This window comes from Bacillus sp. FSL R5-0286 (assembly GCF_038593245.1).
Taxonomy (GTDB): Bacteria; Bacillota; Bacilli; order Bacillales; family Bacillaceae; genus Bacillus; species Bacillus altitudinis.
This window is the reverse complement of sequence record NZ_CP151977.1, coordinates 2,548,139-2,575,113: the sequence shown is the minus strand read 5'-3', so window position 1 is coordinate 2,575,113 and position 26,975 is coordinate 2,548,139. Positions and strand designations below refer to the sequence as shown.

Genomic DNA, 26,975 nt, shown 5'->3' with positions numbered 1-26,975 from the left:
AAACAAATGTTCGTGATACACTAGAAGGAGTGAAAGAGGAAAACAAGGACGGATGAAAATATGAACAAATTGATCAAAGAAAAGCTGTCAGTCTTACCTGATCAACCAGGCTGTTACTTAATGAAAGATAGACAAAATACGATCATTTATGTGGGAAAGGCAAAGGTATTAAAAAATAGGGTCCGCTCTTATTTTACAGGATCTCATGATGCCAAAACGCAGCGGCTTGTCAGTGAAATCGAAGACTTTGAATACATTGTCACCTCTTCAAATATTGAGGCACTTATTTTAGAGCTGAATTTAATCAAAAAATATGACCCGAAATACAATGTCATGCTCAAGGATGACAAAACGTACCCTTTTATTAAAATTACGAATGAACGTCATCCTAAGCTGATTGTCACCCGCAATGTGAAAAAGGATAAAGGGAAATACTTCGGTCCATATCCGAACGTACAAGCAGCAAGAGAAACGAAAAAGCTGCTCGACCGTTTATATCCACTTAGAAAATGTGCGACACTCCCTGACCGAGTCTGCCTTTATTATCATCTTGGGCAATGTCTTGCTCCGTGTGTGTATGACATTTCTGAAGAAACGAATAAACAGCTCGTCGACGAAATCACAAGATTTCTAAACGGAGGACATCAGCAAATCAAGAAAGAATTAACAGAAAAGATGCAAGAAGCGGCCGAACAATTAGAGTTTGAGCGGGCAAAAGAACTGAGAGATCAAATCGCATATATTGACTCAACGATGGAAAAGCAAAAGATGACGATGAGTGACTTATCTGATCGTGATGTGTTTGCCTATGCTTATGATAAGGGCTGGATGTGTGTCCAAGTCTTCTTCATCAGACAGGGGAAATTAATCGAACGTGATGTCAGCCTATTTCCGATGTATCAAGACCCTGAGGAAGAATTTCTCACGTTTATGGGGCAGTTTTATGAAAAGAACAACCATTTTCTTCCGAAAGAAATTTTGGTGCCGGACAGCGTAGATCAAGAGATGATTGAGCAATTGCTTGAAACGAATGTTCATCAGCCGAAAAAAGGAAAGAAAAAGGATTTGCTTTTACTTGCCCACCAAAACGCCAAAATTGCTCTCAAAGAAAAGTTCTCGCTTATAGAGCGTGATGAAGAACGAACAATTGGTGCAGTGGAGCAGCTTGGCGATGCACTCAATATTTATATGCCATACCGGATTGAGGCGTTTGATAACTCCAATATCCAAGGAGCAGACCCCGTATCCGCTATGGTTGTCTTCCAAGACGGGAAGCCGTATAAAAAGGAATACCGAAAATACAAAATTAAAACCGTTGAGGGGCCCGATGATTATGCTTCCATGCGTGAAGTCATTAGAAGGCGGTATACCCGTGTGTTAAAGGATGAACTGCCGCTTCCTGACTTGATTTTAATCGACGGAGGAAAAGGACAAATCAACGCAGCCATAGATGTGCTCGAAAATGAATTAAATCTGTCTGTTCCTGTGGCAGGTCTTGTGAAAGATGAAAAACACAGGACATCGAATCTTATGATGGGTGATACGCTTGAAATTGTTGCGCTCGAACGGAATAGTCAGGCCTTTTATTTATTGCAGCGTATTCAAGATGAAGTGCACCGATTTGCGATTAGTTTTCACCGGCAGCTGCGGGGGAAGAATGCATTCCAGTCTATTCTAGACGATGTCCCAGGTATCGGGGAAAAGCGCAAAAAGCAGTTGCTGAAACATTTTGGCTCTGTGAAAAAGATGAAAGAAGCCTCTATCCAGGATTTTCAGGACGCTGGTATTCCGAAACAAACGGCTGAACTTTTAATGGAGGCATTAAAAAAATAGATTGTACTTTTTCCAAAAGTCTGTTAAGATGTGACTAATTTAATAAATGAACGTGTTGTTTGTTGAAGATAGAGGTGCGAACTTCAAGAGTAAGCCTTCAGAGATCGAGGGGATCTAGGAAGAGGGCTGAAAGGGGAGCGTCGCCGAAGTGAATAAAATCCACTCATTTTATTCGCTGGCTGTACATTGAAGAAATGTAGGGCTGTCAAGAATGTATTTCTTGGAGGGCTATCTCATTGTTTGCATCGTTTGATGATGATTTTAAAGCAATGGGAGATTTGTTCTCTCATTGCTTTTTTATTTGCAGTGAACAGAGCAGTCTCCGCAGCCTCTTCTCTCACACGTGATCTTTTGAAAAAGGGTGGTAGACATGGGACTAATTGTACAAAAATTTGGTGGAACATCTGTTGGATCGACAGAAAAAATTCGCAATGCCGCAGAGAGAGTCATCGCTGAACGCGAGGCAGGAAATGATGTGGTCGTGGTTGTGTCTGCGATGGGCAAATCAACGGATGTTCTAGTAGACCTAGCGAAAGAACTCACAGATGATCCAAGCAAAAGAGAAATGGATATGCTACTGACAACTGGTGAGCAGGTGACCATTTCATTATTAGCGATGGCACTGCAAGCAAAAGGTTATGATGCCATTTCCTTTACAGGCTGGCAAGCTGGGATGAAAACAGAGAAGGTGCACGGAAATGCAAGAATCGTGGACATCGATGAAGCAAGAATCAAAGAAGAACTGAGTGCGGGAAAAGTCGTCGTTGTAGCAGGTTTCCAAGGAATTGCGGATGATCTACATATTACAACACTTGGGCGTGGTGGATCAGACACGACTGCTGTGGCACTAGCTGCGGCACTCAAAGCGGACAAATGTGATATTTATACGGACGTACCAGGTGTGTTTACAACAGATCCTCGTTATGTACCGTCTGCGCGAAAACTTGCAGGAATTTCATACGATGAAATGCTTGAGTTAGCCAATTTAGGAGCAGGTGTGCTGCATCCGAGAGCGGTCGAATTTGCAAAAAATTATCAAATCCCACTAGAAGTCCGTTCTAGTATTGAAAATGAATCGGGTACGTTAATTGAGGAGGAATCATCCATGGAACAAAATTTAGTTGTAAGAGGCATTGCATTTGAAGATCAGATGACACGCGTGACGGTATGCGGCCTTTCAAGCGGTTTAACAACGCTATCGACGATTTTTACGACACTTGCAAAGCAAAATATCAATGTCGATATCATCATTCAGTCTGTCACAAGCACCAATCAGACCTCCATCTCTTTCTCTGTGAAAACGGATGATTTGTCTAAAACAGTTGAAGTATTAGAAGAATACAAAGGTGCGCTTGGTTATGAGCAGATTGAGACAGAAAGCAAATTAGCCAAAGTATCCATCGTGGGTTCTGGTATGGTTTCAAACCCAGGCGTTGCGGCTGAAATGTTCGCTGTGTTAGCTCAAAAAGACATTCAAGTGAAAATGGTCAGTACGTCTGAGATCAAAGTCTCAACAGTCGTTGATCGTGAAGATATGGTGAAAGCGGTAGAAGCCCTTCATGATGCGTTTGAATTATCAAAGGTGAGCGCCGCTGCTCATTCTTAAACAACAAAAGAGGTGTACCCATTGTAGCGGGTACACCTCTTTTTTATTGTGCTGTTGGAATGGCAACCCAGTGATCTTTTGATATTTCTACTAGCTCTGCATTCTGTAAATGATAAGGATCTTCGTCCATCTGTTCTGCCGAAACGAACCTTTCCTTCTTTGCTTCCACTTTAGGATCAGGTATAGGGATAGCTGAAAGTAACGATTTTGTGTAGGGGTGCTGCGGATTGTTGTAAAGCTCCTCACTTTCGGCTAATTCAACAATTTTACCAGCATACATCACAGCCACTCGGTCACTAATATGTTTCACCATCGACAAATCGTGTGCAATGAATAAATAAGTCAACCCAAGCTTTTTCTGAAGATCCTCTAATAAGCGTACGATTTGCGCTTGGATAGAAACATCAAGTGCAGACAGAGGTTCATCACATACAATCAATTGTGGTTCGACGGCAAGCGCCCTTGCGATTCCAATTCTCTGGCGCTGTCCTCCGGAGAATTCATGAGGGTACCGATCGGCATGTGACGGCTTGAGGCCAACCATCTCAAGCAGTGCTTCCACCCTTTTTCTTCTTTCGGTGTTGTTTGTGCTTAACCTGTGGAGATCAAGCGCCTGTCCGATAATATCCAGCACTTTAAAGCGAGGATTTAGAGATGAATAAGGGTCTTGAAAAATCATCTGCATATGCCGCCGCATCGTTTTCATTTCTTTTTTCGACAGACGGTGGACTGGAATGCCTTGAAATAAGATATCTCCATCTGTTGGTTCGTTTAAGCGCAGGATCGCTCGGCCAGTGGTTGATTTCCCTGAACCTGATTCGCCAACAAGCCCCAGTGTCTCTCCGCGTTTAATCAAAAAATCAATCTGATCAACCGCTTTTAGCACATGCCCTTTACCGATTTGAAAGTGCTGAGATAATGATTTAACTTTCAGTAAAGGCGGATGATGTTTGATATGTATGGCATCAAAATCTTTCTTGTTTTTTTTCTTTTCATGTAAACGAGGCAAAGAATTGAGAAGCTGTTTTGTATATTCATGCTGAGGGTTCTCAAACAATTCTTCTGTTGTATTGGATTCGACAATTTTTCCTTCTTTCATCACAACCACCCGATCACACATTCCGGCAACAACGCCTAGGTCGTGTGTGATGAAAATAATCGATGTCCCAAACCGTTCTTGAATATCCTTCATCACATGTAAAATTTGGGCTTGTATCGTCACATCGAGTGCAGTCGTTGGTTCATCTGCGATAAGCAAGGCTGGCTGAGAGGCTAAAGCGATGGCAATGACGATCCGTTGACGCATACCGCCAGAGAATTCATGAGGATATTGCTGATAGCGCTCCTTACTATGCTGAATCCCTACAAGTTTCATCAGGTCAATGGCCTGTCGTCTGGCTTCTTCTTTTGAAAGCTTCTTGCGTTTGATTAAGCTTTCAGCGATTTGGGGTCCGATCCGTATCGTTGGATTGAGAGACGTCATAGGGTCTTGAAAAATCATGCCAATATCCCGCCCTCTTACAGCCTGCATTTCTTTTTCCGTTTTTGTTGTGAGTTCTTCCCCCTGAAAGGTGATGCGTCCTGATTTTAAAAAAGAAGGAGGTGATGGAAGGAGTTGTAAAATACTCCGGGCTGTTACGCTTTTCCCGCTTCCTGATTCCCCGACAATACCAAGTGTTTCTCCTTTGTTTACTTCAAAGCTAATGCCACGGACAGCTTCTAATTCGCCATCTCGTGTGTGAAAAGATATATGTAAATCCTTCACTGTTAGAAGAGGTGCTAAATCCTTCAATTTTTTCCACCACCTGTATGATATGGATATTGACTTTCAAATGAAGCTAGCATAAACTTTACTATACAGATCGGAATAATGCAATTAACTTTTTGGAACGAACATTCATGTGAAAGGGGGAACGATGGGTTGTCGAGAATGGTAGCTGTAAAACATGATGAGATTGGCTGCGTATCTCATCCATCCTGGGTTAGTCGAATATTTCAAGACATTCAATCGCGCCGCGCATATCAATTAGTGCTGTGGATTGTTGGTTTACCCGTGCATTTGTTTGTGTTTTTTTATTATTTACATAAGAGTAAACAAGATACATATATTCATGTATTAGAAGAAGTGAAGGCTCGTTTAGATGTTTCCGGTGTTAAAGAGAAAATGAGAGCGGATATTCAGCAGCAAGTGTTGAGGAAAAAAGAATTCTTCCATGAAAAAATAGATCCACATGAGATCGACAGCCTCACTCACCAGTGGACAGAAGAAGCCTTTCAAAAAACAGTGAAATTGAAGGTTGAGGAAGAGCTCAAAAAACAAGGTCAGTCGAAAGTCACGTTTCACACGGTTTTTGCTTCACTATTATCTAACCGGCTTTTTCTTATGGTGACATTGATTCCAGGCTTACCAATGTACATTCTGCTTTTTTTATACCGGCATGCATTCTTGAAATATGTTGTTGAACGGCTGCTTATGAGTGTATTGGTGATTATCGGTGTAGTCATTCTTGTCTTTACCATTCTCTATTTCTCTCCATTTGATCCAGCAGTAAATATTCTTGGAGAATCCGCAACAAAGGAGCAAATCGCAGCTTTTAATCACCTATATGGTCTAGATCAACCATATATCCAACAGCTTTGGAATGCTTTAAAAGGACTTTTCACATTTGATCTAGGAAAATCGTTTACCGGAAATGAAGAAGTGGCAACAAGCATAGCGAGTAAATTTCCTATCACGCTCACATTAGCTGTTTGGTCACTCGTCATGGCGATTGTGATTGCCATTCCAATAGGGGTTATTTCTGCAACAAGACCGTATTCATTTTTTGATTATTCGTTCATGTTTATCGCATTACTTGGGTTGTCTATTCCAAATTTTTGGCAAGGACTCATTTTCATTTTGAACTTTTCGATTAAATGGAAATGGCTTCCCGCCACGTATTCCCCAGAAAATTGGTTATCGTTACTCATGCCAGTCATTGTCCTTGGTACGGGGTTAACTGCCTCGATTGCTCGGATGACCAGGTCATCTATGCTCGAAGTTATTCATGAAGATTACATGATTACAGCAAAAGCAAAGGGGCTAAGTCAGCAGTATATTCTATGGCGACATGGAATTGGCAATGCCATGATTCCGATTATTACCGTCATTGGACTGCTTTTCGGCGGCATGCTTGGAGGAGCGGCTGTTACAGAAAAGGTATTCAACATTAGTGGGATTGGAAGCTATATTGTTGATAAGCAGTTTATTCCTGATATTCCGAGTATTTTGGGAGGGGTTGTATATGTGGCGATTACCATCTCCGTCGTGAATGTCATCATTGATATTTTATATGCATTTTTTGATCCTCGTATTAGATCAAAGATGAAACAATATTGAAGTAGGTGTAGGAATGTTAGCAACGATGAAGTCGATTCACTCTCATGAGCAGCATCACGTGAAAAAGCGGTCTATCGAGTATATTGGCGCAAAATTCACATCTGTTGCATCAATTGTCATGACCATTCTTTTCTTTATAAACAGCGTTGATATTGCGAATCAAACCGTGAAGCCACTGATGTTCAGTGTATCTTTTATTTACCTTTTCTTTTCGCTTATTCAAGTCAGTATTACATGGAAAATGAAGAATGATCTAGAAAAGACAGGTGTAATTCAAACCTTCACGAGGCGTCTAGGTTATGTGCAGCTGTTGAGTCTTTTGGCCGGTCATCTCATCATCACCGTTTTTGCCTTTAGTCTCATAAAAGAAAGAAAATCTCTGGCATATATATTTGCTTTTTACATGCTGATCAATCATATCGTGATCATGGCTTTGTCCGCTCTTAATTTATTCAAACCCTATGTAACGGATTCCTTTCCGCTTGCTATGCTGATTCTGCTTGTCATCGGTCTCTTTTATACGGCAGTATTTGTGTTTGTCATCAAGCAGGAGGATAGAAAGGTATCACCGGTAGCAGGAACATATTTTGCTATTGCCCTTGTGTTTTCATCTGTGATGGGCAACGTATTTGCTCTTCTTCTTGCGATACAGCTTGTGGTGAAAACAGGACATATCAAAAAATATCGTTTTGAAAAATGGCGTTCCATCTGGGAGAAAATAACGAGAAACCAAGCAGCGATGCTAGGACTGTTGTTCATTGTTTTTGTTTTTTCTCTGTCAATGTGGAGTGTGTTTACCTTCGATTATGACTTGGCGGTTGAAAATCAATATGGTGCTATTTTGCAAACACCAAGTCTTGCTTATCCACTTGGAACTGATCAATTTGGCCGTGATGTATTTTCGCAAATTGTCTTTGGGGCAAGAATTTCCTTACTCGTTGGCTGCATTTCAACCCTTATTCCAGCTGTCATTGGAGGTTTTTTGGGGGCGATTGCAGGATACTACACGCCAAAAATAGATCATGTCATTATGCGGCTGCTGGATGTTCTTTATGCCATCCCTGGCATATTGCTGGCGATCGCGATCATTGCAGCATTTGGAGCCAATATTGTGAACTTGATCATTGCTCTTAGTGTAGGAGCGATTCCGACCTATGCCAGAACAATGCGTGCCAATGTCATGATGATTTCTAATCTCGAATATGTTCACTCAGCCCGTGCATTAGGTGCTAGTGATTGGTCTATTATTTTTAAAGAAATTGTCCCTAATGCACTCGCGCCGATGATTGTGAAAGCCACTTTGACAATTGGGTCGGCAGTGATTGCGACAAGTAGTTTGAGTTACTTGGGCCTTGGCGTTGAACCTCATATTCTGGAATGGGGAAATATATTAAAAGCGGGGAGTACCTATCTAGAATCTCATGCCTATCTAGCAATTTTTCCAGGGCTCGCCATTATCATGCTTGTCTTATCATTTAACTTTTTAGGTGACGCATTACGGGATGCGTTAGATCCAAAATTAGATGAAATGTAAAAACACAAGGGGGAAATATTATGAAAAAAAGTGTATTACCATTGCTCATCATATTGCTTCTCGTATTAGCAGGCTGTGTCAATACGAAGTCAAGTGTAGGAAATGAAGAAGGTAGTCAATCGTCGAAAGAAACCATTGAATTACTTGGAATGAGTAGCAGTGAAGATGACCTGAATATTGTTCGAGATCAATTGGTCAAGAGTGGATTTAAAGTAAAACTCAATATTCAGCCTGATTATGGCAGCTATACAGCTCAAAAGGATGCCGGGAATTATGACATTGTTCTTTCGAGTTGGACGACTGTGACGGGGAACCCTGATTATGCGGTTCGTGGCCTGTTTAAAACCGGTGCTGATAACAGCATCATGTCAGATAAACAAATCGATCAATTGATTGACAAAGCAGCAACAGAAACGCCTGTCGAATACATTCAAACGTATCAAGAATTAGAAAAGCGTCTCGTCTTTGATAAGGCCTATATTGCGCCGCTTTACAATTCATTGAAAGCTCAAGGTGTGAACAAAGGTGTGATCAATGAGAAGACCGTTCGTCTAGCTAAATCTCGGGCAGTTGCATGGGAATCAATTGATTTTAACGATTCATCCAAAAGAAATAAAGATCCGCTCATCACGCAGCAGGCACTGGCTTCCCTTACATCGCTTGATCCGATCAAAGGCAATGATGGATCAATTAATACACTGAATACAAATATGTATGTAAGACTTGTGAATTTGACAGATGATGATAAAGTCACATCAAAAGGTTCACTTTCTTGGAATCATGCCGCAGCAAAAGATAAAACACATTATTACTTCTTATTAAGAGACGATATCCGTTTTGCAAAGGTGGAGAATAAAAAAGCGATGGATTCGGGTGAACGCGTAGGTGCAGATGATGTGGTTTTTTCGCTTAACAGAGCCAAGGATAAAAACGCAGTACCAGACCATCGTACATACTCATTGCATGAGCATATTCAAAGCGCAGAGGTTGTTACCGATCTATCTGAACTGAAAGCAACATCTGGTAATGGCGGTACGATCAAAGAAGAATTAGAAAAAGATGTGCAACAGAAGGTGCAAAAGCTCGTAAAAGATAAAGAAGATGCAGACAATCAAGCAGGTGTGTATCAAGTGGTCAAGATCACGACAACAGAGCCATTCCCGCAAGTATTAAATTATTTAGCCCATCAATCAGCAGGAATTGTTTCTAAGAAACAGATAGAGCGTGTAAACACATATGATATGGATGCCTTTGATCCAGCAAAGGATATCCCATATGGTGATCAGCGTACAATCACGGAAGGAAAAATGTATAACAATCAATTGTTTGCGAGTGGTCCATACATTTTATCGTATAAAAACGATTATGAAGCCGTTTTTTATAAAAACCCTGCATATATGAAAGGCACAGAGAACGAGCCAAACATTTCTCAAGTCACCGTTCGATTTATTGAAAATCCTGATAGTGCACTGTCTGCACTTCGAAATGGTGAAATTCATATTTTTAATGGTATTCCTGAAACAAAATATGATGTGGTCGAGAAAGACAGCAAGCTCGCCTTGCAAAAAAATCAGAGCAATGCGGTTGCTTATCTATTATTTAACACATCTAAACGCGAAGTGGCAAAAAGTGAAGAATTACGAAAAGCCATCCTTTACTCAATCAATCAAGAGGAATTCGTCAACTTCTATCAAGGTCATAAAAACAAGGCTTCATCCACAGTCAGTCCGCTTGTCGAAACAAAAAATGAGTTAAAGCCAGACGCAGAAAAGGTGAAGGGATACTTAACGACATATCAAAAAAGTAAAAAATGAACAAGGAGCATCTACTCCGAATGGGGGTAGATGTTTTTCTGATGAAAGGAAATCCAGCTTCTGTGTGTATGCTATGATAGAAGGGTATATAAAAAAGGCGTGACACGAAGTCCTCGCCTTTCATAAGCAGTGTTAGCTAGGGTCTCTTAAATCCCATTTAACGGTTAAAATGACTTTATCAGCACGCTTTTTTACTTGTTCATAGGATTCAGCCACGTGCTCATTGAGAAGCTGAATCTGTTCAGCGATAAAACCTGCTTCCATTTGAAAGCATGGCTCCTTTTGATAGCTGAGTCGATTCGATACAAGTGGACCTTCGAGCTCAAACTCAATTTCCTGTTTTTTAGAATGGACCATCGTGAGAGTTCCCCATCCGGCATCATGGAAAAATTCGGGGATCTTTTCCCATGACTCTTGAGGAAATTTACGAGCAAGCAGTTTACCCGCAAAATACATCATAGATGAATGATCCTGACCAAGAATGTCAGGCAGCAGAACTTCGCGTATCAGCTCGTAGGCAAATCCATTGACTTCAATTTCTTTTAGCTGTTCTAAGTTAGATTCGAATTTATTCATTGTATGGCTCCCCTCTTTCAACAATTTATTATAGCTTATGTGGGCATATGATGACAGAGTTTTCCCTGAAGTCTAAGAAATTCTTATTGTAGTAAAACGAATTTTGATTTAAAACTTTTAAATTTCGGAAAATTTTAATTTATGTACGCGGTTTCTTGACGCTTTTTTGACATAGGAGTAAAATGAAATTGTCAATAAATTTGAATAAAGTGCTTACAATTGAAAGAAGCGGGGGTAAGACAATTTTCAAGCAATTGCACTTTTTTTACTAGGGGGGTAAAGTAATGTCGGGGAACAAAGAATTTTTTTATCGGAAATTGCATTCTTTGCTTGGCGTCATTCCGGTCGGTCTATTTTTAGTACAGCACTTAGTGATTAACCACTTTGCGACGAATGGACCAGAGGCGTTTAACAAAGCTGCACACTTTATGGAACAGCTTCCATTCAGATATGCACTTGAGCTGTTCGTGATTTTCTTACCACTGATCTATCATGCTGTTTATGGGGTGTACATAGCCTTTACGGCACAAAACAACACGTCTCGCTTCAGTTACTTAAGAAACTGGTTGTTCAGACTGCAACGTATTACAGGTATCATCACATTGATTTTTGTCACTTGGCACGTATGGGAAACACGCATTCAAGCGCAGCTTGGAGCTGAAGTAAACTATGACATGATGGCGAATATTTTAAGCTCTCCATTTATGCTAGGTTTCTATATTGTCGGCGTTTTATCTACTATTTTCCACTTTGCTAATGGCTTGTGGTCATTTGCTGTCAGCTGGGGAATTACAGTTTCACCACGCTCACAAAGAATCTCCACATATGTGACATTAGGTATATTTATAGCGCTTTCATATGTAGGGCTAAGAGCAATTTTCGCTTTTGTTTAAGAGGAAATAGATTAGTAGAAGAGGGAGAGGGGCTACAATGAGTAATTCTAGCATCATCGTTGTCGGAGGCGGCTTAGCTGGTCTCATGGCAACTATCAAAGCAGCAGAAGCGGGAACAGCTGTTAAACTATTTTCAATCGTACCTGTGAAACGTTCGCATTCTGTTTGTGCACAGGGCGGAATTAACGGAGCGGTCAATACAAAAGGTGAAGGAGATTCACCTTATGAGCATTTTGATGACACGGTATATGGCGGAGACTTTTTAGCTAACCAGCCGCCAGTAAAGGCAATGTGTGAAGCAGCGCCGTCCATTATCCACTTACTTGATCGTATGGGTGTAATGTTTAACAGAACACCAGAAGGATTACTGGACTTCCGCCGTTTCGGGGGAACACAGCACCACCGTACAGCATTTGCTGGTGCGACAACAGGTCAGCAGTTATTATACGCACTAGATGAGCAGGTTCGCCGCTATGAAGTAGCGGGTCTTGTGACGAAATATGAAGGCTGGGAATTCCTTGGCGCTGTCTTAGATGACGAGGAAGTATGCCGAGGCATTGTCGCACAGAACTTGACGACAATGGAAATCGAATCCTTCCGTTCAGATGCTGTCATCATGGCAACAGGCGGCCCTGGTATCGTATTCGGTAAATCAACGAACTCCATGATTAATACCGGATCAGCTGCATCGATCGTTTATCAGCAAGGTGCTCATTATGCTAATGGAGAATTTATTCAAATTCACCCAACAGCGATCCCAGGAGATGACAAGCTGCGTCTCATGAGTGAATCAGCTCGTGGTGAAGGTGGACGTGTTTGGACATATAAAGACGGAAAACCTTGGTACTTCCTTGAAGAAAAGTACCCAGCATACGGGAACCTTGTACCGCGTGACATTGCAACGCGTGAAATTTTCGACGTATGTGTGGAGCAAAAGCTTGGCATCAACGGAGAGAACATGGTGTACCTAGATCTTTCTCACAAAGATCCAAAAGAGCTTGATATTAAGCTTGGTGGAATCATTGAAATCTATGAAAAATTCATGGGTGATGACCCGCGTAAGCTTCCGATGAAAATTTTCCCGGCTGTTCATTATTCAATGGGCGGATTATGGGTTGATTATGATCAAATGACGAATATCAAAGGCTTGTTTGCTGCCGGAGAATGTGATTACTCTATGCACGGCGGAAACAGACTTGGTGCAAACTCATTGCTTTCTGCGATTTACGGCGGGATGGTTGCTGGACCAAATGCTGTGAAATACATTAGCGGTCTTGAAAAGTCTGCAGAAGATTTATCATCTGCAACATTCGACAGTGCCGTGAAGAAAGAGCAGGAGAAATGGGACAACATCCTTAGCATGGATGGCACAGAAAATGCATATGTGCTTCATAAAGAGCTTGGAGAATGGATGACGGATAACGTTACAGTGGTTCGTTACAACGAGAAGCTCTTAAAAACAGACCAGAAGATCGAAGAACTAATGGAACGCTATAAGCATATTAACATCAACGATACAGCTTCATGGAGCAACCAAGGCGCTGCCTTCACGCGTCAGCTTGACAACATGCTTCAGCTGGCACGCGTCATTACGATTGGGGCTTACAACCGGAATGAAAGCCGAGGCGCACACTATAAACCGGAATTCCCAGAAAGAAACGATGAAGAATTCCTAAAAACAACGATGGCTACGTTCAAAGGGAAAAACCAAAAACCTGCATTCCACTATGAGGACGTCGATGTATCGTTAATTGCACCTCGTAAACGAGATTACTCGAAGAAAAAGGTGGAGAAATAAGATGAGTGAAAAAAATACGATTCAATTTATTATCACACGTCAAGATACAGCAGATGGCAAGCCTTATGATGAGGAATTCGAAATCCCTTACCGTCCGAATATGAACGTCATTTCCGCACTCATGGAAATCAGACGTAACCCGGTCAATAAAAAAGGTGAAAAAACAACGGCTATTAACTGGGACATGAACTGTCTTGAAGAAGTATGCGGCGCTTGTTCCATGGTCATTAATGGAACGCCTCGCCAGTCATGTACAGCACTAATTGACAAGCTAGAGCAGCCGATTCGTCTTCAGCCGATGAAAACTTTCCCGGTTGTGAGAGACTTGCAGGTTGATCGAAGCCGTATGTTCAATTCATTGAAAAAAGTCAAAGCATGGGTGCCGATCGATGGCACATATGATCTTGGACCTGGACCAAGAATGCCTGAGAAAAAGCGTCAATGGGCGTATGAGCTTTCAAAGTGTATGACATGTGGTGTCTGCCTTGAAGCTTGTCCAAACGTGAATGATAAGTCTTCCTTTATGGGCCCTGCACCGCTTTCACAAGTTCGTCTATTTAACGCACATCCGACAGGTGCAATGAATAAGTCTGACCGTTTAGAAGAAATTATGGGTGATGGCGGTCTTGCAAACTGCGGGAACTCTCAAAACTGTGTGCAGGCTTGTCCGAAAGGAATCCCGCTCACAACATCAATTGCAGCACTTAACCGAGATACAACATTACAAGCTTTCCGTAACTTCTTCGGAAGCGATCACGCAGAATAACATCACATTCAGTCCTCCTTGCCAATCATGATGAGTGTTTACAAGAGGCTGGATGCAAAACATAACAAACGCCTCTTCCAATAAGGGAGAGGCGTTTTGTTTGCGAATAAGGAGTGGATCAAATGAGGCTGCCGTCATATATTGAAGAACCGTTTGAAGAGTGGAGGGCATCGTTTCGATTTTATGTGGAAACAACCGTCCGTTTTTCAGAAACGGATATGTTTGGTCACATGAACAATGTCACCCCGTTTGTGTATTTTGAAGAGGCGCGGATTGCCTTCTTTCAAAAAACGGGAATTGTAGATAAACGAATGAAGCGAGCGAGAGAGACGATTACGGTCGTGGCAAACCTTCAATGTGATTACATCAAGCAAGTGGAAATCGGTGAGAGGCTGCGTGTGTATGTAAAGCCAGAAAAGGTTGGATCAAGCTCTCTCATCCTTCATTATTTAGGAGAAAATGAACAGCAAGAACCGTGTTTTACAGGCTCAGTCACCATGGTGCAAATAAGTAAAGACACCGGTGCCCCTGTACCGTTTACAGAAGAGGAAAAAGAGACTTTTCAGGCCCAGCGACATTAAAGAATCACGGTCACATGCTTCATTTTGTTATAATAAAAGAATCATAATGAAGAAGAAACAAAAGGAGAGCACATGAAGATTTTTCAATACGACACCATTGATAGTACAAATAATGAAGCGAAAAGGCTTATTCAGCAAGGAGAAACCCCTTCATTTGCTGTATATGCCCGGCAGCAGACAGCAGGGAGAGGCAGGCTTGGCAGACCGTGGGAAACGCCTACAGGGAATGTAGCTGTCACGATGACAGTAAAACCGCCAGTAGATATCTCCACCCAATCAACGATTGCCCCGCTGACGGCACTCGCCATTTATGATGTACTCAAACCACTCATGAGAAAAGATGATCAGCTGGCGATCAAATGGCCAAATGATCTATTGATTAATGAAGCGAAAGTATCTGGCACATTAATTGAAGCAGACCGCAGCGCCATTTACATCGGTGTGGGCATCAATGTAGAGACAAAGCCCGAGCACGTTCCGTATAAAACCGTTTGCCTATCAGAACTGACTGAGGTGAAAGCGGACCAGCTAGTGAAAGATTTGGCAGCGGCCTTTGAAAAATACCATGCACGCTGGCAAATGGAAGGATTTGAAGCCCTCACTGCCCTCTACAACAAACGATTATATCGGCTGAATCAACCGCTTCGTATTTCATTAGATCGTGAAAAGCAAACATGGCAGGAAGGGATTTGCTGTGGTGTGAACCGTTATGGTCATATTCAGTTAAAAGATGATCAAGGACATATAAAAGCCCATTCAGCAGGAGATATTGATGCACCGCCCAAGTAGACAATTTCTTGTTCGATGAGTGTGTAGACAAACCGTTGCATTCGGTGTTAGAACGGAGTTGCTTTAAGATCTTCAAACTGAAAAAAGACAAAGAGCTAAAATCAGTTCATTTTAGCTCTTTGTCGACATGATGACGTCTCATTTATGCTTCTCTTTTTATTTGAGGTTGAACCATGTAGTCTTTTTTTGTAAAGACCACTCCATCTAGGATTTCTCTTGCGGTTCGAATGACTTTCACTCTGTTTTGTGAGATATCAATTTCAGTTTGCATAATACCAGCAGGATGACCAATTCGAAGTGTATCATCTTGACCTTGAAAAAGCTGTGCCGGAAGCGTTTGATCCATGAAACAGCTGGCTGACACACAGACAGATCCGGTAATGGCAAGTGCTTGGTGCGGTCTTTGCATCGATAGCATCCGAACGATGATGTCCATATCTGCTGCTCTTCTCAATATTCCATTTGTATCTACATAATCAGCAGGCTCGCTGATAATTGCAAGCTTTGGAACAGCTGGAGACTGTAATGTGGCCAGTTCTTTTGGTGCAAAGTGGCACATTTCAGCAGCGACGGAGCGAATCTCTTCTAAATCATCCAGCAATTCGTCTGTAAACTCCTCAGGCAATTCAGTTCCTTTTAATTGAATATCTTTGGCACGGACAAAGGCGATTGGATTTGCAATGTCAACGATTGAGATCGGAATCTCTCCAAACTTTGTCTGGATCGTATCCATTTTGTTTCCAGTCGGAAAGGTTTTACCTGTGACAGCGCCTTCAGGTTTCTCAAAGGATAAATAAATGGGAGAACCTGTTCCTTTCACTCCTGGAATTTCTGCCTGTCCTTCAAATTTCACTTCTCCGTTCTCGACTTCTACCTCTGCCACAATGATTTTATTCGTGTTGGTATTCAGAATACGTACTGTTGTGACAGGCTCGACTGTTTGGACAAGTCCTTTAATGATGGCATACGGCCCAACTGCTGATGAGATATTCCCACAGTTTCCTTTAAAGTCGACAAATCTTTCATTGATGCTGACTTGTGCAAACGTATAGTTCACATCCACATCTGGACGAGTAGCTTTGTCGATAATGGCCACCTTACTTGTTAAAGAATTACCGCCCCCGATTCCATCAACCTGTAGCCTGTCAGGGCTGCCCATAATGTCTAATAGAAATGCTTCGAGCTCATCGTGTTCGTAAGGTGCATCATTGGCTTGAATGAAGACCCCTTTGCTTGTACCGCCTCGCATGATTGTGATTGGAACTTTTCTCATTGCTCTCACCCTCAATTGTTTAGTTACTATTTATCTAATCAAAATGGTAAAGTATAATAAGAAATAAGTTAAATACATTATTTTAAGAGAAACCGATAAATTATTTTTATAACAAGGTTAAAAGGAGGGCACACAATGGATGAGAAAGATTGGCGGTTTTTAAAGGTGCTATATGAAGAGAAGAACATCACAAAAGCGGCAGAAAAATTATTTGTCTCGCAGCCTGCCTTAAGTTATCGATTGAAACAGCTTGAAGAGGAATTTGACATGAAGCTTTTCTTTAAAAGAAAACGAGGCATTGAATTTACATCAGAGGGCGAATACTTGGCTAAATACGCAAATGACATGCTCAAGCAGCTCCAGCAAACGAAAGATGGCATGCTCAATATGCAAAAAAAGGTCAAAGGAACGATCCGACTAGGGGTGTCGAGTAACTTTGCTCAATATAAACTGCCGGAAATTTTAAGAGAGTTTTCTAAGCAGTATCCACATGTTCAATTTATGGTGAACACAGGATGGAGCACAAAAGTCATGGATTTATTAGGGACATCAAGTGTACATTTAGGGATTTTAAGAGGAGATTACGACTGGAATGGAGAGCGATTTTTGCTTGATAAAGAACGCCTTTGTATCATTTCAAAATCAGAAATACAGCTAAAGGACCTACCAAAACTGCCGCTCATTGACTATCACACGGATAGTTCATTAAAACGATTGATTAACAGATGGTGGCAGGAGACGTTCACGATGCCTCCGCTTGTGACAATGGAGACAGACAGGCAAGATACATCAAAAGAGATGGTGAAGCATGGTTTAGGTTATGCCATTGTCCCGGAAATTTGCCTCAGACCAAGTGATGAGCTATTTGTAAAAGGTCTTTCGTATAAAGATGGACAGCCTGTTTTAAGAGATACATGGCTCATGTACCAGCCGGATTCTCTTCATTTGTCTGTTGTGAAAGCATTCATTGAGTTTTTAAGAAGTCAGCAAGGCTAATTATAAAAAAAATTTATTGAATAGACGAAAAAATCGATATTTTCATTATAAAAAAAGCTATTATATCCTTGAAATAGAAAGCGCTAACATTTCGGGCCGCAAGTGCAAAAGGGGCGCTTGTGGATCGTGTAAAGAAGAGGATGGAGGGATATGAAGTGCTAGCTATTTTAGGGATCTTGATGGTCGTGACTTTTACATTTCTTATTATGACAAAACGTATGCATCCGGTGGTGGCTCTAACCGTTGTGCCAATCATCTTTGCATTAATCGGTGGATTTTACAGCGGATTAGGGGACATGATGCTTGATGGACTCAAGACCGTTGCACCATCTGCTGCTTTATTGTTATTTGCCATCTTATTTTTCGGTGTCATGCTGGATGCTGGATTGTTTGACCCATTGATCAAACTGATTTTACGTCTTGTGAAAGGCGATCCGGTCAAAATTGCTTTTGGGGTAGCGATTTTGTCTATGCTTGTTGCATTAGATGGTGATGGGACCACAACGTACATGATTACCGTATCAGCTATGTTGCCACTTTTCTTAAGAATTGGGATGAACCCACTGATTTTAGGGACGATTTCATTATTATCACTAGGCATTATGAGTGGAATGACGCCTTGGGGCGGTCCAGCTACTCGTGCGATTGCTGCACTTGGTTTAGATGCAGCGGAATTCTTCATTCCATTACTCCCGACGATGATAGGGGGCGGTCTTTTTATCCTTTTTACAGCGTATGTTCTTGGAAAAAAAGAACGGAAGCGCATTGGGGTTGCCGAGATTCAGTATAAAGAAGAGGTCTCGATCTCTCCTGAATTGGCGGCATCAATTGAAGATGGCGTAGCTGATATGAAGAGACCAAACTTGATTTGGGTCAACTTCTTCCTGACGATTGCTGTCATGGCCACACTTGTATTGGATATCGTACCGATTCCTGTACTTTTTCTCATTGGCTTTGTCATTGCGCTTATGATCAACTATCCAAAAGTTGAAGATCAGCGCGAGCGGATTTTATCGCATGCAGGAAATGCCTTAACGGTCATTACCCTTGTGTTTGCAGCAGGAATTTTCACAGGCATTTTTTCGGGAACAAAAATGGTGGAATCCATTGCTAACTTGGTCATTTACATGATTCCGGATTCATACAGCTCATTTTTTCCACTCATTGTCGCGTTGACGAGTATGCCATTTACATTTGTTCTTTCAAATGATGCTTATTATTTCGGGGTGCTGCCAATCTTAGCTGAAGCCGGCGCAGCTTACGGAATTGATCCAGTGGAAATTGCGCGCGCCTCTATTATCGGACAGCCTGTCCATTTACTGAGTCCGCTTGTCGCTTCCACATTACTGCTTGTGAGTATGCTGAATAAAGATATTGGTGATTTGCAAAAGTACGCACTGCTATGGACCGTACTCACAGCCCTGTTTACAACACTTATTGCTCTTTTAACAGGAGCCATTTCGATATTTTAAAAGCTTGTTTGATAAAGGACGATGTCTCTATAGGGGACTCGTCCTTTTTTGTGCGGTTTGAAGGCGAGGAAATTGGACGCTGATCTGCGGGAATTCTCGATTTTAACGTCACCTACCTCAAGTACCCGGCATATGATATCTCGACTATACAGAATCCCATTCTATAGAGACTAGAGCTCTCACCTTAGCAAGGAGGGTTACAATACTTGAAGGAGAAAGAGTTTCAATCCAAGCCGCTATTAACCAAAAGAGAAAGAGAAGTATTCGAATTGCTCGTCCAAGATAAAACAACAAAAGAAATTGCAAGCGAGCTTTTTATTAGCGAAAAGACTGTTCGAAATCATATTTCGAATGCCATGCAAAAGCTAGGAGTCAAAGGTCGTTCACAGGCCGTAGTCGAGCTTCTGCGTATGGGTGAGCTAGAGCTCTAACGTCAGCCGGTTTTCCTTCCGCACCAGGGAGGAGCCGGTTATTTCTATATCGTTTCCATGAGTCTCTTCTTGCAATTTCTTTGAAAAACGAGGAAAATAGGAATGTACGTTTTAATCAAAGTGAGATGCTATAGTGAGGTATCAATGAAATGGAAACGAATGAGTCAGGCCATGTTGCAGAAATTGAAAAATCATTGCGCCATATTGCTGCAATCATTAAGCAAAAAGGTAGAGAAATTCTGAATCAATATACGATTACTCCTCCTCAATTTGTAGGGCTCCAGTGGCTTTATGAATTCGGAGATATGACAATAGGTGAGCTATCACAAAAGATGTATTTGGCTTGCAGCACGACAACCGATTTAATTGATCGAATGGAAAAAAGTGAACTTGTTGAACGGGTGAAAGATCCGTCTGACCGCCGCGTGGTTCGCATTCATTTATTGCCTGAAGGTGAGCGGATCATTCAAGAAGTGATTGTCAAACGCCAAGAATACGTCAGTGAACTTCTAGGGGCTTTCTCAGAAGAAGAAGCCATCGTTTTCAACCAATCTTTAACGAAACTACAGCAGCAAATGAAAAGAAAATGAGGCGATTTTGTTGGATCAACCCATCGGCGTGATTGATTCCGGCGTAGGCGGTTTAACCGTTGCGAAGGAAATCATGAGACAACTGCCAAAAGAAAAAATTATTTATGTAGGCGACACAAAACGATGTCCATACGGCCCTCGAGCAGAAGAAGAGGTTCTTCAGTATACATGGGAAATGACGCACTACCTATTAAGACATCACCATATTAAAATGCTGGTCATTGCGTGTAACACTGCGACGGCGATAGCACTTGATGAAATTAAAGCAACACTTGATATCCCGGTCATTGGCGTGATCCAGCCCGGAGCTCGCACAGCGATCAAGGTCACAAACAATCAGCATATTGGCGTCATCGGCACAGCCAATACGATCAAAAGTGAAGCCTATAAAGAAGCACTGCTTTCTTTAAAAGCAGGACTAACTGTTCAAAGTCTGGCATGTCCAATGCTTGTACCGTTTGTGGAAAGTGGTACGTTTTTAGATCATACAGCAGATGAAGTCGTAAAAGCTTCTCTTGAACCGATGAAAGAAACAGGCATTGATACGCTTATTCTTGGCTGCACACACTACCCGATTTTAAAAGAACCGATTCAGCGCTTTATGGGCAGTGGCGTCAACATCATTTCTTCAGGAGATGAGACAGCGAGAGAAGCGAGCACCATTCTTTCATATAAAGGGCTCTTAAATGATTCGAAGGAAGAGCCTGTTCATACTTTTTATACAACAGGGCAGCAGCAAAACTTTCAAAACATCGCTCAAGACTGGTTCGGCTACCTGCCAGGAAAGGTCGAAACGGTTTCGCTTGAACACGTATATCAGCAATAACCTACTTCTCATGGAAGTGGGTTATTTTTTTATGAAAAGGGTCTAATCCTCTGAGGGAGCTCGTATACATACTAGTACAAACCACTAGAGGAGGGTGAAGTATGCTGAAAAAAGGAACTACAGCAGCTGTTACGTGTATTGCGTCAGCCATGCTTTTATCAGGATGCGGATTGTTTCAAACAGACCAAGCGAAAACAGAGATTGATCCACCACAAAATGTCACATTTGTGAAAGAAAATAAAGAAGAGAAACAAACAGCCAAAGAAGGAAAAGAAGAGAAGCAAGCAGATACCGTCATGAGAGAATTATATTTAATTGATAAAAATGGATATGTTGTCTCTCAATCCATTCCGCTGCCGAAAAACGAAGGAAGTGCGAAACAAACACTTGAATACCTTGTAGACGGGGGACCGATTTCTAACCTGATGCCAAATGGATTCAGAGCCGTGCTACCGGCGGACACGAGCGTATCTGTCGATATTAAAGATGGCACTGCGGTTGTTGATTTCTCAAATGAATTCAAAAACTATAAAAAAGAAGACGAACAGCGCATTTTGCAATCGGTCACTTGGACATTAACGCAGTTTGATTCAGTAGCCAAAGTCAAATTAAAGATGAATGGACATGAATTAAAAGAGATGCCTGTGAATGGGACGCCGATTTCAGATGATTTAAGCAGAGAGGACGGCATTAATATTCAGCACGAGGCTGCGGCTGATATGACATCAACAAAGCCTGTGACCGTCTACTATTTAGCTGAATCTGACAAACAGACGTACTATGTCCCGGTGACCAAAAGAGCACCAAAAGACGATGATGATCCAATTACAGCAGCCATTGATGAGCTCGTCTCTGGGCCAAGCAAAACAAGCCAATTGCTGACAGACTTTGATCAAGATGTGAAACTAAATGATGTCCCGAAAGTAAAAGACGGTCATGTGACACTTGATTTCAATGAATCCATTTTTGGCAGTGCAGATGAAAAGAAAAAGGTCATTTCACAAAAAGTTCTTGATAGCATTGTGCTGACATTAACAGAGCTGCCAGATGTGAAAAGCGTGTCTGTGAAGGTAAACGGAAAGGCAGAGCTTGTGAACGAAAAAGGAGCAGAGCTCACAAAGCCAGTTTCAAGACCAGAACAAGTGAATACAGGTAGTTTTTAACGTCACACATTGATATAATGGAGAAAAAGAGGCATGCACATTCGCTGCCTCTTTTTTATTCCAAGCGATTAGAACGGATCGAGGTTGTCAAAGTTAATAGGAGAACCCCGCTGACACCCGCGCGGAATGTATATTGTAACGGAGGTAAAACATGAGATTAGATGAAAGACAATACGACGAATTAAGAAAAATTGAAATACAGGCAGGCTACATCACGCATCCAGAAGGCTCTGTCTTAATCTCAGCGGGAAATACGAAGGTGATTTGTAACGCATCGATCGAGGACCGCGTACCTCCTTTTTTAAGAGGAGAAGGAAAAGGCTGGATTACAGCAGAATATAGCATGCTTCCAAGAGCAACGGCTCAAAGAACGATAAGAGAATCATCTAAAGGAAAAGTCACAGGACGTACAATGGAGATCCAGCGTTTAATTGGACGAGCTCTGCGCGCAGTCGTTGATTTAGAAAAGCTTGGTGAACGCACCATTTGGATTGATTGTGATGTCATTCAAGCAGACGGTGGAACACGCACAGCATCTATTACAGGTGCATTTGTGGCCATGACACTAGCGATTCAAAAGCTTCAATCAGCAGGCGTTTTGAAAGAAAATCCGATCACTGATTATTTAGCCGCAATATCCGTCGGAATTGATTCTAAACAGGGACTTCTGTTAGATTTAAATTATGAAGAAGATTCTTCAGCTGAAGTGGATATGAATGTCATCATGACAGGCGCTGGACGCTTTGTTGAACTTCAAGGCACTGGCGAAGAAGCGACATTCTCAAGAGAACAACTAAACGGACTGCTTGATTTAGCCGAAAAAGGCATCAAAGAATTAATTGAAAAGCAAAAAGCAGTGACAGGAGAAGTTATCGAATAAAGAGAAGGGTTTGATCAGGATGAAAACTGCCATCATCGCAACGCACAATGCGGGCAAAGCGAAAGAATTCAAAGCCATTCTTGAGCCAAAAGGATTCACGGTCAAAACACTAGCGGACATCGGATTTACGGAAGAGATCGAAGAAACAGGACATACCTTTGAAGAAAATGCGATCATCAAAGCCGAGGCCATTCAAGCCAAAGCAGGTGAAATGGTGATTGCAGACGACTCGGGTCTGTCGATTGATTACCTTGGCGGAAAACCTGGCGTCTATTCAGCGAGGTACGCGGGCGAGCATAAAGACGATGCTGAGAACGTGGAAAAGGTGCTGAATGAGCTGCAAGGTATCGAAAAAGAAGACCGCACTGCTAGATTTAGATGTGCCCTGGCTGTCAGTATACCTGGTAAAGAAACAAAAACGGTAGAAGGATCAGTAGAAGGCTTTATCGCAGAAGAACCGATCGGCGAAAACGGCTTCGGATACGACCCAATTTTCATCGTCAAAGACAAAGACCAGACGATGGCCGAGTTATCACCAGAGGAAAAAAACAAGATCAGCCATCGAGCGGTCGCGCTTCAAAAGCTTTCATCACTGCTAGACGCAAATGAATAAGGGGGAATGAAGCCATGAAGATACTCATCATTAGTGACAGTCATGGACTCACAGACGAACTTCAAACCATTGCCAAACGGCATGCGGCTGAAGTGGACATGATGATTCACTGCGGAGATTCAGAACTCGAAACGAACCACCCAGCACTCGAAGGATACAAAGTCGTCAAAGGAAATTGTGACTTTATGGGCGATTTTGAAGAAGAACTCCTGTTCCCACTGGATGGAGGCGGAAAACTATTTCTCACTCACGGACATCTGCATGGCATCAAACAATCCTTGCTTCAAGTCTACTACCGTGCAGAAGAGCTAGGCGCAGACATTATCTGCTTTGGCCACTCGCACATCCCTGGCAGTGAACTGCTAAGAGGAAAACTCCTCATTAACCCAGGCAGCGTGCACCTGCCAAGAGTGCGCAAAGAGCGCAGCTATGCTATACTGACACTAGATGGAAGCGAAGCAAACGTACAGTTTTTCACGGACAAAGGTCACGTCATACAAGACCTCGAAGACACTGTCACATTGGAAGGTATTTCATAAGGGTGCAGCATTTGCCCCTTATGAAAAAACTTTCGAAAAACCGTTGACTTTAAAGAACAATAGTAATATAATAAATCTTGTCGCTGAGGTAATACGCCAAAGCACACTACATAACAACATGTCCCAGTAGCTCAGCAGGATAGAGCAACGGCCTTCTAAGCCGTCGGTCGGGAGTTCGAATCTCTCCTGGGACGTATTTATTTAAAACCGTTAAAAAGCCAGAAACATTGATAAAACAATGTTTCTGGCTTTTTTGTTTTCTCCTAGTTGTCGTTTTAAATTTTTTGCGCAAATTTTTCATATAATTAAACGAGCATAGATGCAAACGTCGAACATAGTATGAGTGTGTTGTATCTATGTGGCTGTGGCCTAAACGTTCAGAAACATAATAAATTGAGACTCTTTTAAATAATAGTACACTAGCGTGGGTATTTCTTAAACGGTGCGCATTAATTACTTTAATATGCAGTAGAAAAGGATGTAAAAGGTCTTTCACTTGATCGACCATTACACACGATCACGATCACAGCTAGCGGCAATAGATTCGGACTAGTGACCGTTGCCTTTTTGACTAAGTATTACGGTCAAGGCATAGGCCAGTAATTAGACGAGCCACTGTATACCATTACAACAAAAGGCCGTTTCCCATTAACAACAGTTTGCACAGATGGCCAGAGGATCGCAGACATCGGATTGCGTATGTTGCAACCAAACGAACTATTTGCAGGGAAGGGGTTCCCGCCTGGATATACATTTAACATCGGTAATAAATCGGATCAAATACGCAGGGTGTGGAATAGTGTTCCGCCGCAATTCGCAGAGCAGCTGGCGAGGGCTAACCTCCCTGAGGTGTGTGTACATGAACATATGAACAAATATAGCAAAGTGAATTAACAGCTTATTGGGGGTTAAGAGATTACGGAATGATTGAGCAAATTGGTTTATTGCGAACGGCCGTACTCATCCAGGTATCAATCATATGCAATCGGTGGGACAAAATAGCGGCGTTAAAACTAAAAGATTTAATAGACTTGCCGTGGCGTGTTGCTTTCGTTCTCCAAGAAGACGGTTGGTACTTGCGGAAAGATATTGTTTGGAACAACCCCAATGCCATGCCGGAGAGTGTGAGGGATAGACCGACAAGTCACATGAATATATTTTACTTCTCTCAAAATCGCAAAAGTAATACTACGATTATGAATCGATTAAAGAAGAAGCTGCTTATAAACCGTTTCCGGATCACCAAGAGGATCAAAAGGCGCATTTGGAATAGAACAAATTAGGGCGAAGGGAGGACAAGCCCAGTGGTTCATTCAAAGGGAAGTATGGTGACTTAGCATGCAGAGCTATCAGGAATAAGTGGAATAAGCGTTCAGTCTGGACCGTTGAAACCAAGCTAACCAAAGATGCTCATTTTCCAACATATCCAGTGGAGCTGATAGAGCCGTGTGTATTAGCTGGTTGCCAATTATATTCGATCCATTCATGGGTTCAGGAACTACGGGTATAGCGGCACTCAAGCATAGCAGAAATTTTATCGGAATTGAATTGAATCCTAAATATATAAAGATCGCAAACAAACGCTTAAACGGCATACAAATTGAACTGTTGCATCACCTTTAAACATAGAGATGATCACAAAATAATTCCGATTGAAGAAGCACTTGAGTATTTAACGAACGAAGAAGAAATGGTGCTGATTATTGATGGCAGCTTGCTATAAATAAAAAAGAGGGGATTTTCCCTCTTTTAAAAGTAATATTCACGTCAATGTTGTGTACCAGCAACGCTCATAATAACCATACCAAGTACCTTTCCAAGATCTCACACCTTTTAAGTACCAGTTATGGGTTCCATCGTTATGGATTGCTGGGATTGCATTTCTTGAATTGTAAGGGCCAACTTCTTTATTAGCGCATTCTTTCCATTGTTCATTTGGAGTAGCTGCTTCTGCCTGTGCAGTAAAAAAAGCGGATGAAGAAATTAGCAAAGCGAATGACAGAAATGAACTTGCAATTACTTTTGTAATTTTCATAGTTTGACTCTCCTTTATAGTTGGGATTAAAGACTTACAAGTTTAATAATACTATATATTCAAATTTAATCCATATTAAAATTTATTTAACATATATGGTGATGAATTTTGGAGGTTATGAAATGAAAAACTGCTAATCACGCTATCTATTTTCGCGGCTGCGGTGCTTTATGCGTCGTCTGTTGTGGCAGTAACGAACGGTTATAAAACAATTGGAGGGCATACAGTCAGCGTATCGACGGATGCAAATTCTTATACACCGAGAGCCAAAAGCATTGATGTCACGGCACGGAAAATAGGCAGTGAAACAGTATACTACCGCTTCACGCTTCAAAAGAAGGTGAGCGGCAAATGGAAAGATCAACTGTTTAGCTTGGTCGGTTCTTTCAAAACAGCCACACCAGCAAAGGAATTTTACACAGTAAACCATACAGCTGGCACGCACCGTATCAAAATGACAATCTACAAAAACAGCAATTGGACAGGTGCTAAGGAGAACATTTACACGCCGTCATTTGAGGTGAGGAAATTAAAATATAGCTGAAATTTTTTTATATTGTATAATTGAAGTAAAAAAGGTTGGTTATA

The 26,975-nt window shown here is 41.8% G+C and carries 26 protein-coding genes, 1 tRNA gene and 1 riboswitch; of the genes, 23 read left to right on the top strand and 4 right to left on the bottom strand.

The annotated features are described in order from the left end of the window. The first annotated feature begins 60 nt into the window (after positions 1–60). Positions 61–1,833 carry an excinuclease ABC subunit UvrC gene (uvrC, locus tag NST24_RS13250; protein ID WP_041506756.1) on the top strand — a complete coding sequence of 591 codons (1,773 nt, stop codon included), beginning with the start codon at positions 61–63 and terminating at the stop codon, positions 1,831–1,833. A 61-nt stretch (positions 1,834–1,894) separates the two neighbouring features. Continuing rightward, positions 1,895–2,072: riboswitch (Lysine riboswitch) on the top strand. Positions 2,073–2,203: 131 nt separating this feature from the next. Further along, on the top strand, positions 2,204–3,439 hold the full coding sequence (locus NST24_RS13245; protein ID WP_007501626.1) for an aspartate kinase: 1,236 nt from the start codon (positions 2,204–2,206) through the stop codon (positions 3,437–3,439). A 43-nt stretch (positions 3,440–3,482) separates the two neighbouring features. Here NST24_RS13245 and NST24_RS13240 read toward each other — a convergent pair whose 3' ends face one another. After that, positions 3,483–5,231 (bottom strand): ABC transporter ATP-binding protein, encoded by a 1,749-nt coding sequence (locus tag NST24_RS13240; RefSeq protein WP_135009377.1) that lies wholly within the window; start codon positions 5,229–5,231, stop codon positions 3,483–3,485. Between the two features lie 129 nt (positions 5,232–5,360). Here NST24_RS13240 and NST24_RS13235 point away from each other — a divergent pair, with 129 nt between their 5' ends. The 3 genes from NST24_RS13235 to NST24_RS13225 are packed head-to-tail and all read left to right on the top strand — an operon-like array spanning position 5,361 to position 10,166. Then, the gene (locus tag NST24_RS13235; RefSeq protein ID WP_172793273.1) at positions 5,361–6,818 is read left to right on the top strand and encodes an ABC transporter permease; all 1,458 of its coding nucleotides are present in this window, start codon (positions 5,361–5,363) and stop codon (positions 6,816–6,818) included. Positions 6,819–6,831: 13 nt separating this feature from the next. Beyond that, positions 6,832–8,352: an ABC transporter permease gene (locus NST24_RS13230; protein WP_342461881.1), complete on the top strand. Its 1,521-nt coding sequence runs from the start codon at positions 6,832–6,834 to the stop codon at positions 8,350–8,352. 20 nt (positions 8,353–8,372) lie between these two features. Continuing rightward, positions 8,373–10,166 (top strand): ABC transporter substrate-binding protein, encoded by a 1,794-nt coding sequence (locus NST24_RS13225; protein WP_342461880.1) that lies wholly within the window; start codon positions 8,373–8,375, stop codon positions 10,164–10,166. 132 nt (positions 10,167–10,298) lie between these two features. On the opposite strand, the gene NST24_RS13220 is transcribed toward NST24_RS13225, so the two are convergent. Then, complete coding sequence (locus tag NST24_RS13220) at positions 10,299–10,742, bottom strand: YslB family protein (RefSeq protein ID WP_008345974.1); 444 nt, start codon at positions 10,740–10,742, stop codon at positions 10,299–10,301. Between the two features lie 284 nt (positions 10,743–11,026). On the opposite strand from NST24_RS13220, the gene NST24_RS13215 reads away from it, so the two are divergent. From NST24_RS13215 to NST24_RS13195, 5 genes are all read left to right on the top strand, one after another. Continuing rightward, on the top strand, positions 11,027–11,635 hold the full coding sequence (locus NST24_RS13215; RefSeq protein ID WP_342461879.1) for a succinate dehydrogenase cytochrome b558 subunit: 609 nt from the start codon (positions 11,027–11,029) through the stop codon (positions 11,633–11,635). Positions 11,636–11,672: 37 nt separating this feature from the next. Then, positions 11,673–13,433: a succinate dehydrogenase flavoprotein subunit gene (sdhA, locus tag NST24_RS13210; protein WP_008345971.1), complete on the top strand. Its 1,761-nt coding sequence runs from the start codon at positions 11,673–11,675 to the stop codon at positions 13,431–13,433. Position 13,434: 1 nt separating this feature from the next. Next, a complete protein-coding gene (sdhB, locus tag NST24_RS13205) occupies positions 13,435–14,199 on the top strand; it encodes a succinate dehydrogenase iron-sulfur subunit (RefSeq protein ID WP_008345969.1) in 765 nt (254 codons plus the stop codon). A 122-nt stretch (positions 14,200–14,321) separates the two neighbouring features. Further along, positions 14,322–14,780, top strand: a complete 459-nt coding sequence (locus tag NST24_RS13200) for a thioesterase family protein (RefSeq protein ID WP_007501614.1) — start codon at positions 14,322–14,324, stop codon at positions 14,778–14,780. A gap of 72 nt (positions 14,781–14,852) precedes the next feature. Beyond that, positions 14,853–15,569, top strand: coding sequence for a biotin--[acetyl-CoA-carboxylase] ligase (locus tag NST24_RS13195; protein ID WP_144667234.1), 717 nt, complete (start codon positions 14,853–14,855; stop codon positions 15,567–15,569). A gap of 142 nt (positions 15,570–15,711) precedes the next feature. Here the strand turns inward: NST24_RS13195 and NST24_RS13190 are convergent, their stop codons facing one another. Beyond that, the gene (locus tag NST24_RS13190; protein ID WP_342461878.1) at positions 15,712–16,842 is read right to left on the bottom strand and encodes a PrpF domain-containing protein; all 1,131 of its coding nucleotides are present in this window, start codon (positions 16,840–16,842) and stop codon (positions 15,712–15,714) included. 135 nt (positions 16,843–16,977) lie between these two features. Here NST24_RS13190 and NST24_RS13185 point away from each other — a divergent pair, with 135 nt between their 5' ends. The 12 genes from NST24_RS13185 to NST24_RS13130 all read left to right on the top strand — a co-directional run bounded on the left by NST24_RS13185 (position 16,978) and on the right by NST24_RS13130 (position 25,975). Beyond that, on the top strand, positions 16,978–17,838 hold the full coding sequence (locus NST24_RS13185) for a LysR family transcriptional regulator (protein WP_007501609.1): 861 nt from the start codon (positions 16,978–16,980) through the stop codon (positions 17,836–17,838). A gap of 155 nt (positions 17,839–17,993) precedes the next feature. Beyond that, the gene (locus NST24_RS13180) at positions 17,994–19,310 is read left to right on the top strand and encodes a citrate:proton symporter (RefSeq protein ID WP_024718630.1); all 1,317 of its coding nucleotides are present in this window, start codon (positions 17,994–17,996) and stop codon (positions 19,308–19,310) included. A gap of 206 nt (positions 19,311–19,516) precedes the next feature. After that, entirely contained in the window at positions 19,517–19,741 is a 225-nt protein-coding gene (gene gerE / locus NST24_RS13175) for a spore germination transcription factor GerE (protein ID WP_003184172.1), read from the top strand. 149 nt (positions 19,742–19,890) lie between these two features. Then, positions 19,891–20,331, top strand: a complete 441-nt coding sequence (locus NST24_RS13170) for a MarR family transcriptional regulator (protein ID WP_007501606.1) — start codon at positions 19,891–19,893, stop codon at positions 20,329–20,331. 7 nt (positions 20,332–20,338) lie between these two features. Further along, positions 20,339–21,157, top strand: a complete 819-nt coding sequence (gene racE / locus NST24_RS13165; protein WP_100218322.1) for a glutamate racemase — start codon at positions 20,339–20,341, stop codon at positions 21,155–21,157. Positions 21,158–21,258: 101 nt separating this feature from the next. Next, positions 21,259–22,320, top strand: a complete 1,062-nt coding sequence (locus NST24_RS13160) for a GerMN domain-containing protein (RefSeq protein ID WP_125589917.1) — start codon at positions 21,259–21,261, stop codon at positions 22,318–22,320. A 151-nt stretch (positions 22,321–22,471) separates the two neighbouring features. Then, complete coding sequence (gene rph, locus NST24_RS13155) at positions 22,472–23,200, top strand: ribonuclease PH (protein ID WP_024718627.1); 729 nt, start codon at positions 22,472–22,474, stop codon at positions 23,198–23,200. Between the two features lie 10 nt (positions 23,201–23,210). Beyond that, on the top strand, positions 23,211–23,813 hold the full coding sequence (locus NST24_RS13150) for an XTP/dITP diphosphatase (protein ID WP_007501598.1): 603 nt from the start codon (positions 23,211–23,213) through the stop codon (positions 23,811–23,813). Positions 23,814–23,827: 14 nt separating this feature from the next. Next, on the top strand, positions 23,828–24,352 hold the full coding sequence (locus NST24_RS13145; RefSeq protein ID WP_342461877.1) for a metallophosphoesterase: 525 nt from the start codon (positions 23,828–23,830) through the stop codon (positions 24,350–24,352). 120 nt (positions 24,353–24,472) lie between these two features. Then, positions 24,473–24,546 (top strand) — tRNA-Arg (locus tag NST24_RS13140). Between the two features lie 499 nt (positions 24,547–25,045). Then, a complete protein-coding gene (locus tag NST24_RS13135; protein ID WP_342461876.1) occupies positions 25,046–25,246 on the top strand; it encodes a hypothetical protein in 201 nt (66 codons plus the stop codon). A gap of 591 nt (positions 25,247–25,837) precedes the next feature. Next, on the top strand, positions 25,838–25,975 hold the full coding sequence (locus NST24_RS13130; protein WP_234823404.1) for a DNA methyltransferase: 138 nt from the start codon (positions 25,838–25,840) through the stop codon (positions 25,973–25,975). Positions 25,976–26,114: 139 nt separating this feature from the next. Here NST24_RS13130 and NST24_RS13125 read toward each other — a convergent pair whose 3' ends face one another. Further along, the gene (locus NST24_RS13125) at positions 26,115–26,387 is read right to left on the bottom strand and encodes an LCI fold-containing protein (RefSeq protein ID WP_268362836.1); all 273 of its coding nucleotides are present in this window, start codon (positions 26,385–26,387) and stop codon (positions 26,115–26,117) included. Positions 26,388–26,571: 184 nt separating this feature from the next. On the opposite strand from NST24_RS13125, the gene NST24_RS13120 reads away from it, so the two are divergent. After that, entirely contained in the window at positions 26,572–26,931 is a 360-nt protein-coding gene (locus tag NST24_RS13120; protein WP_342461875.1) for a hypothetical protein, read from the top strand. Positions 26,932–26,975 lie beyond the last annotated feature (44 nt).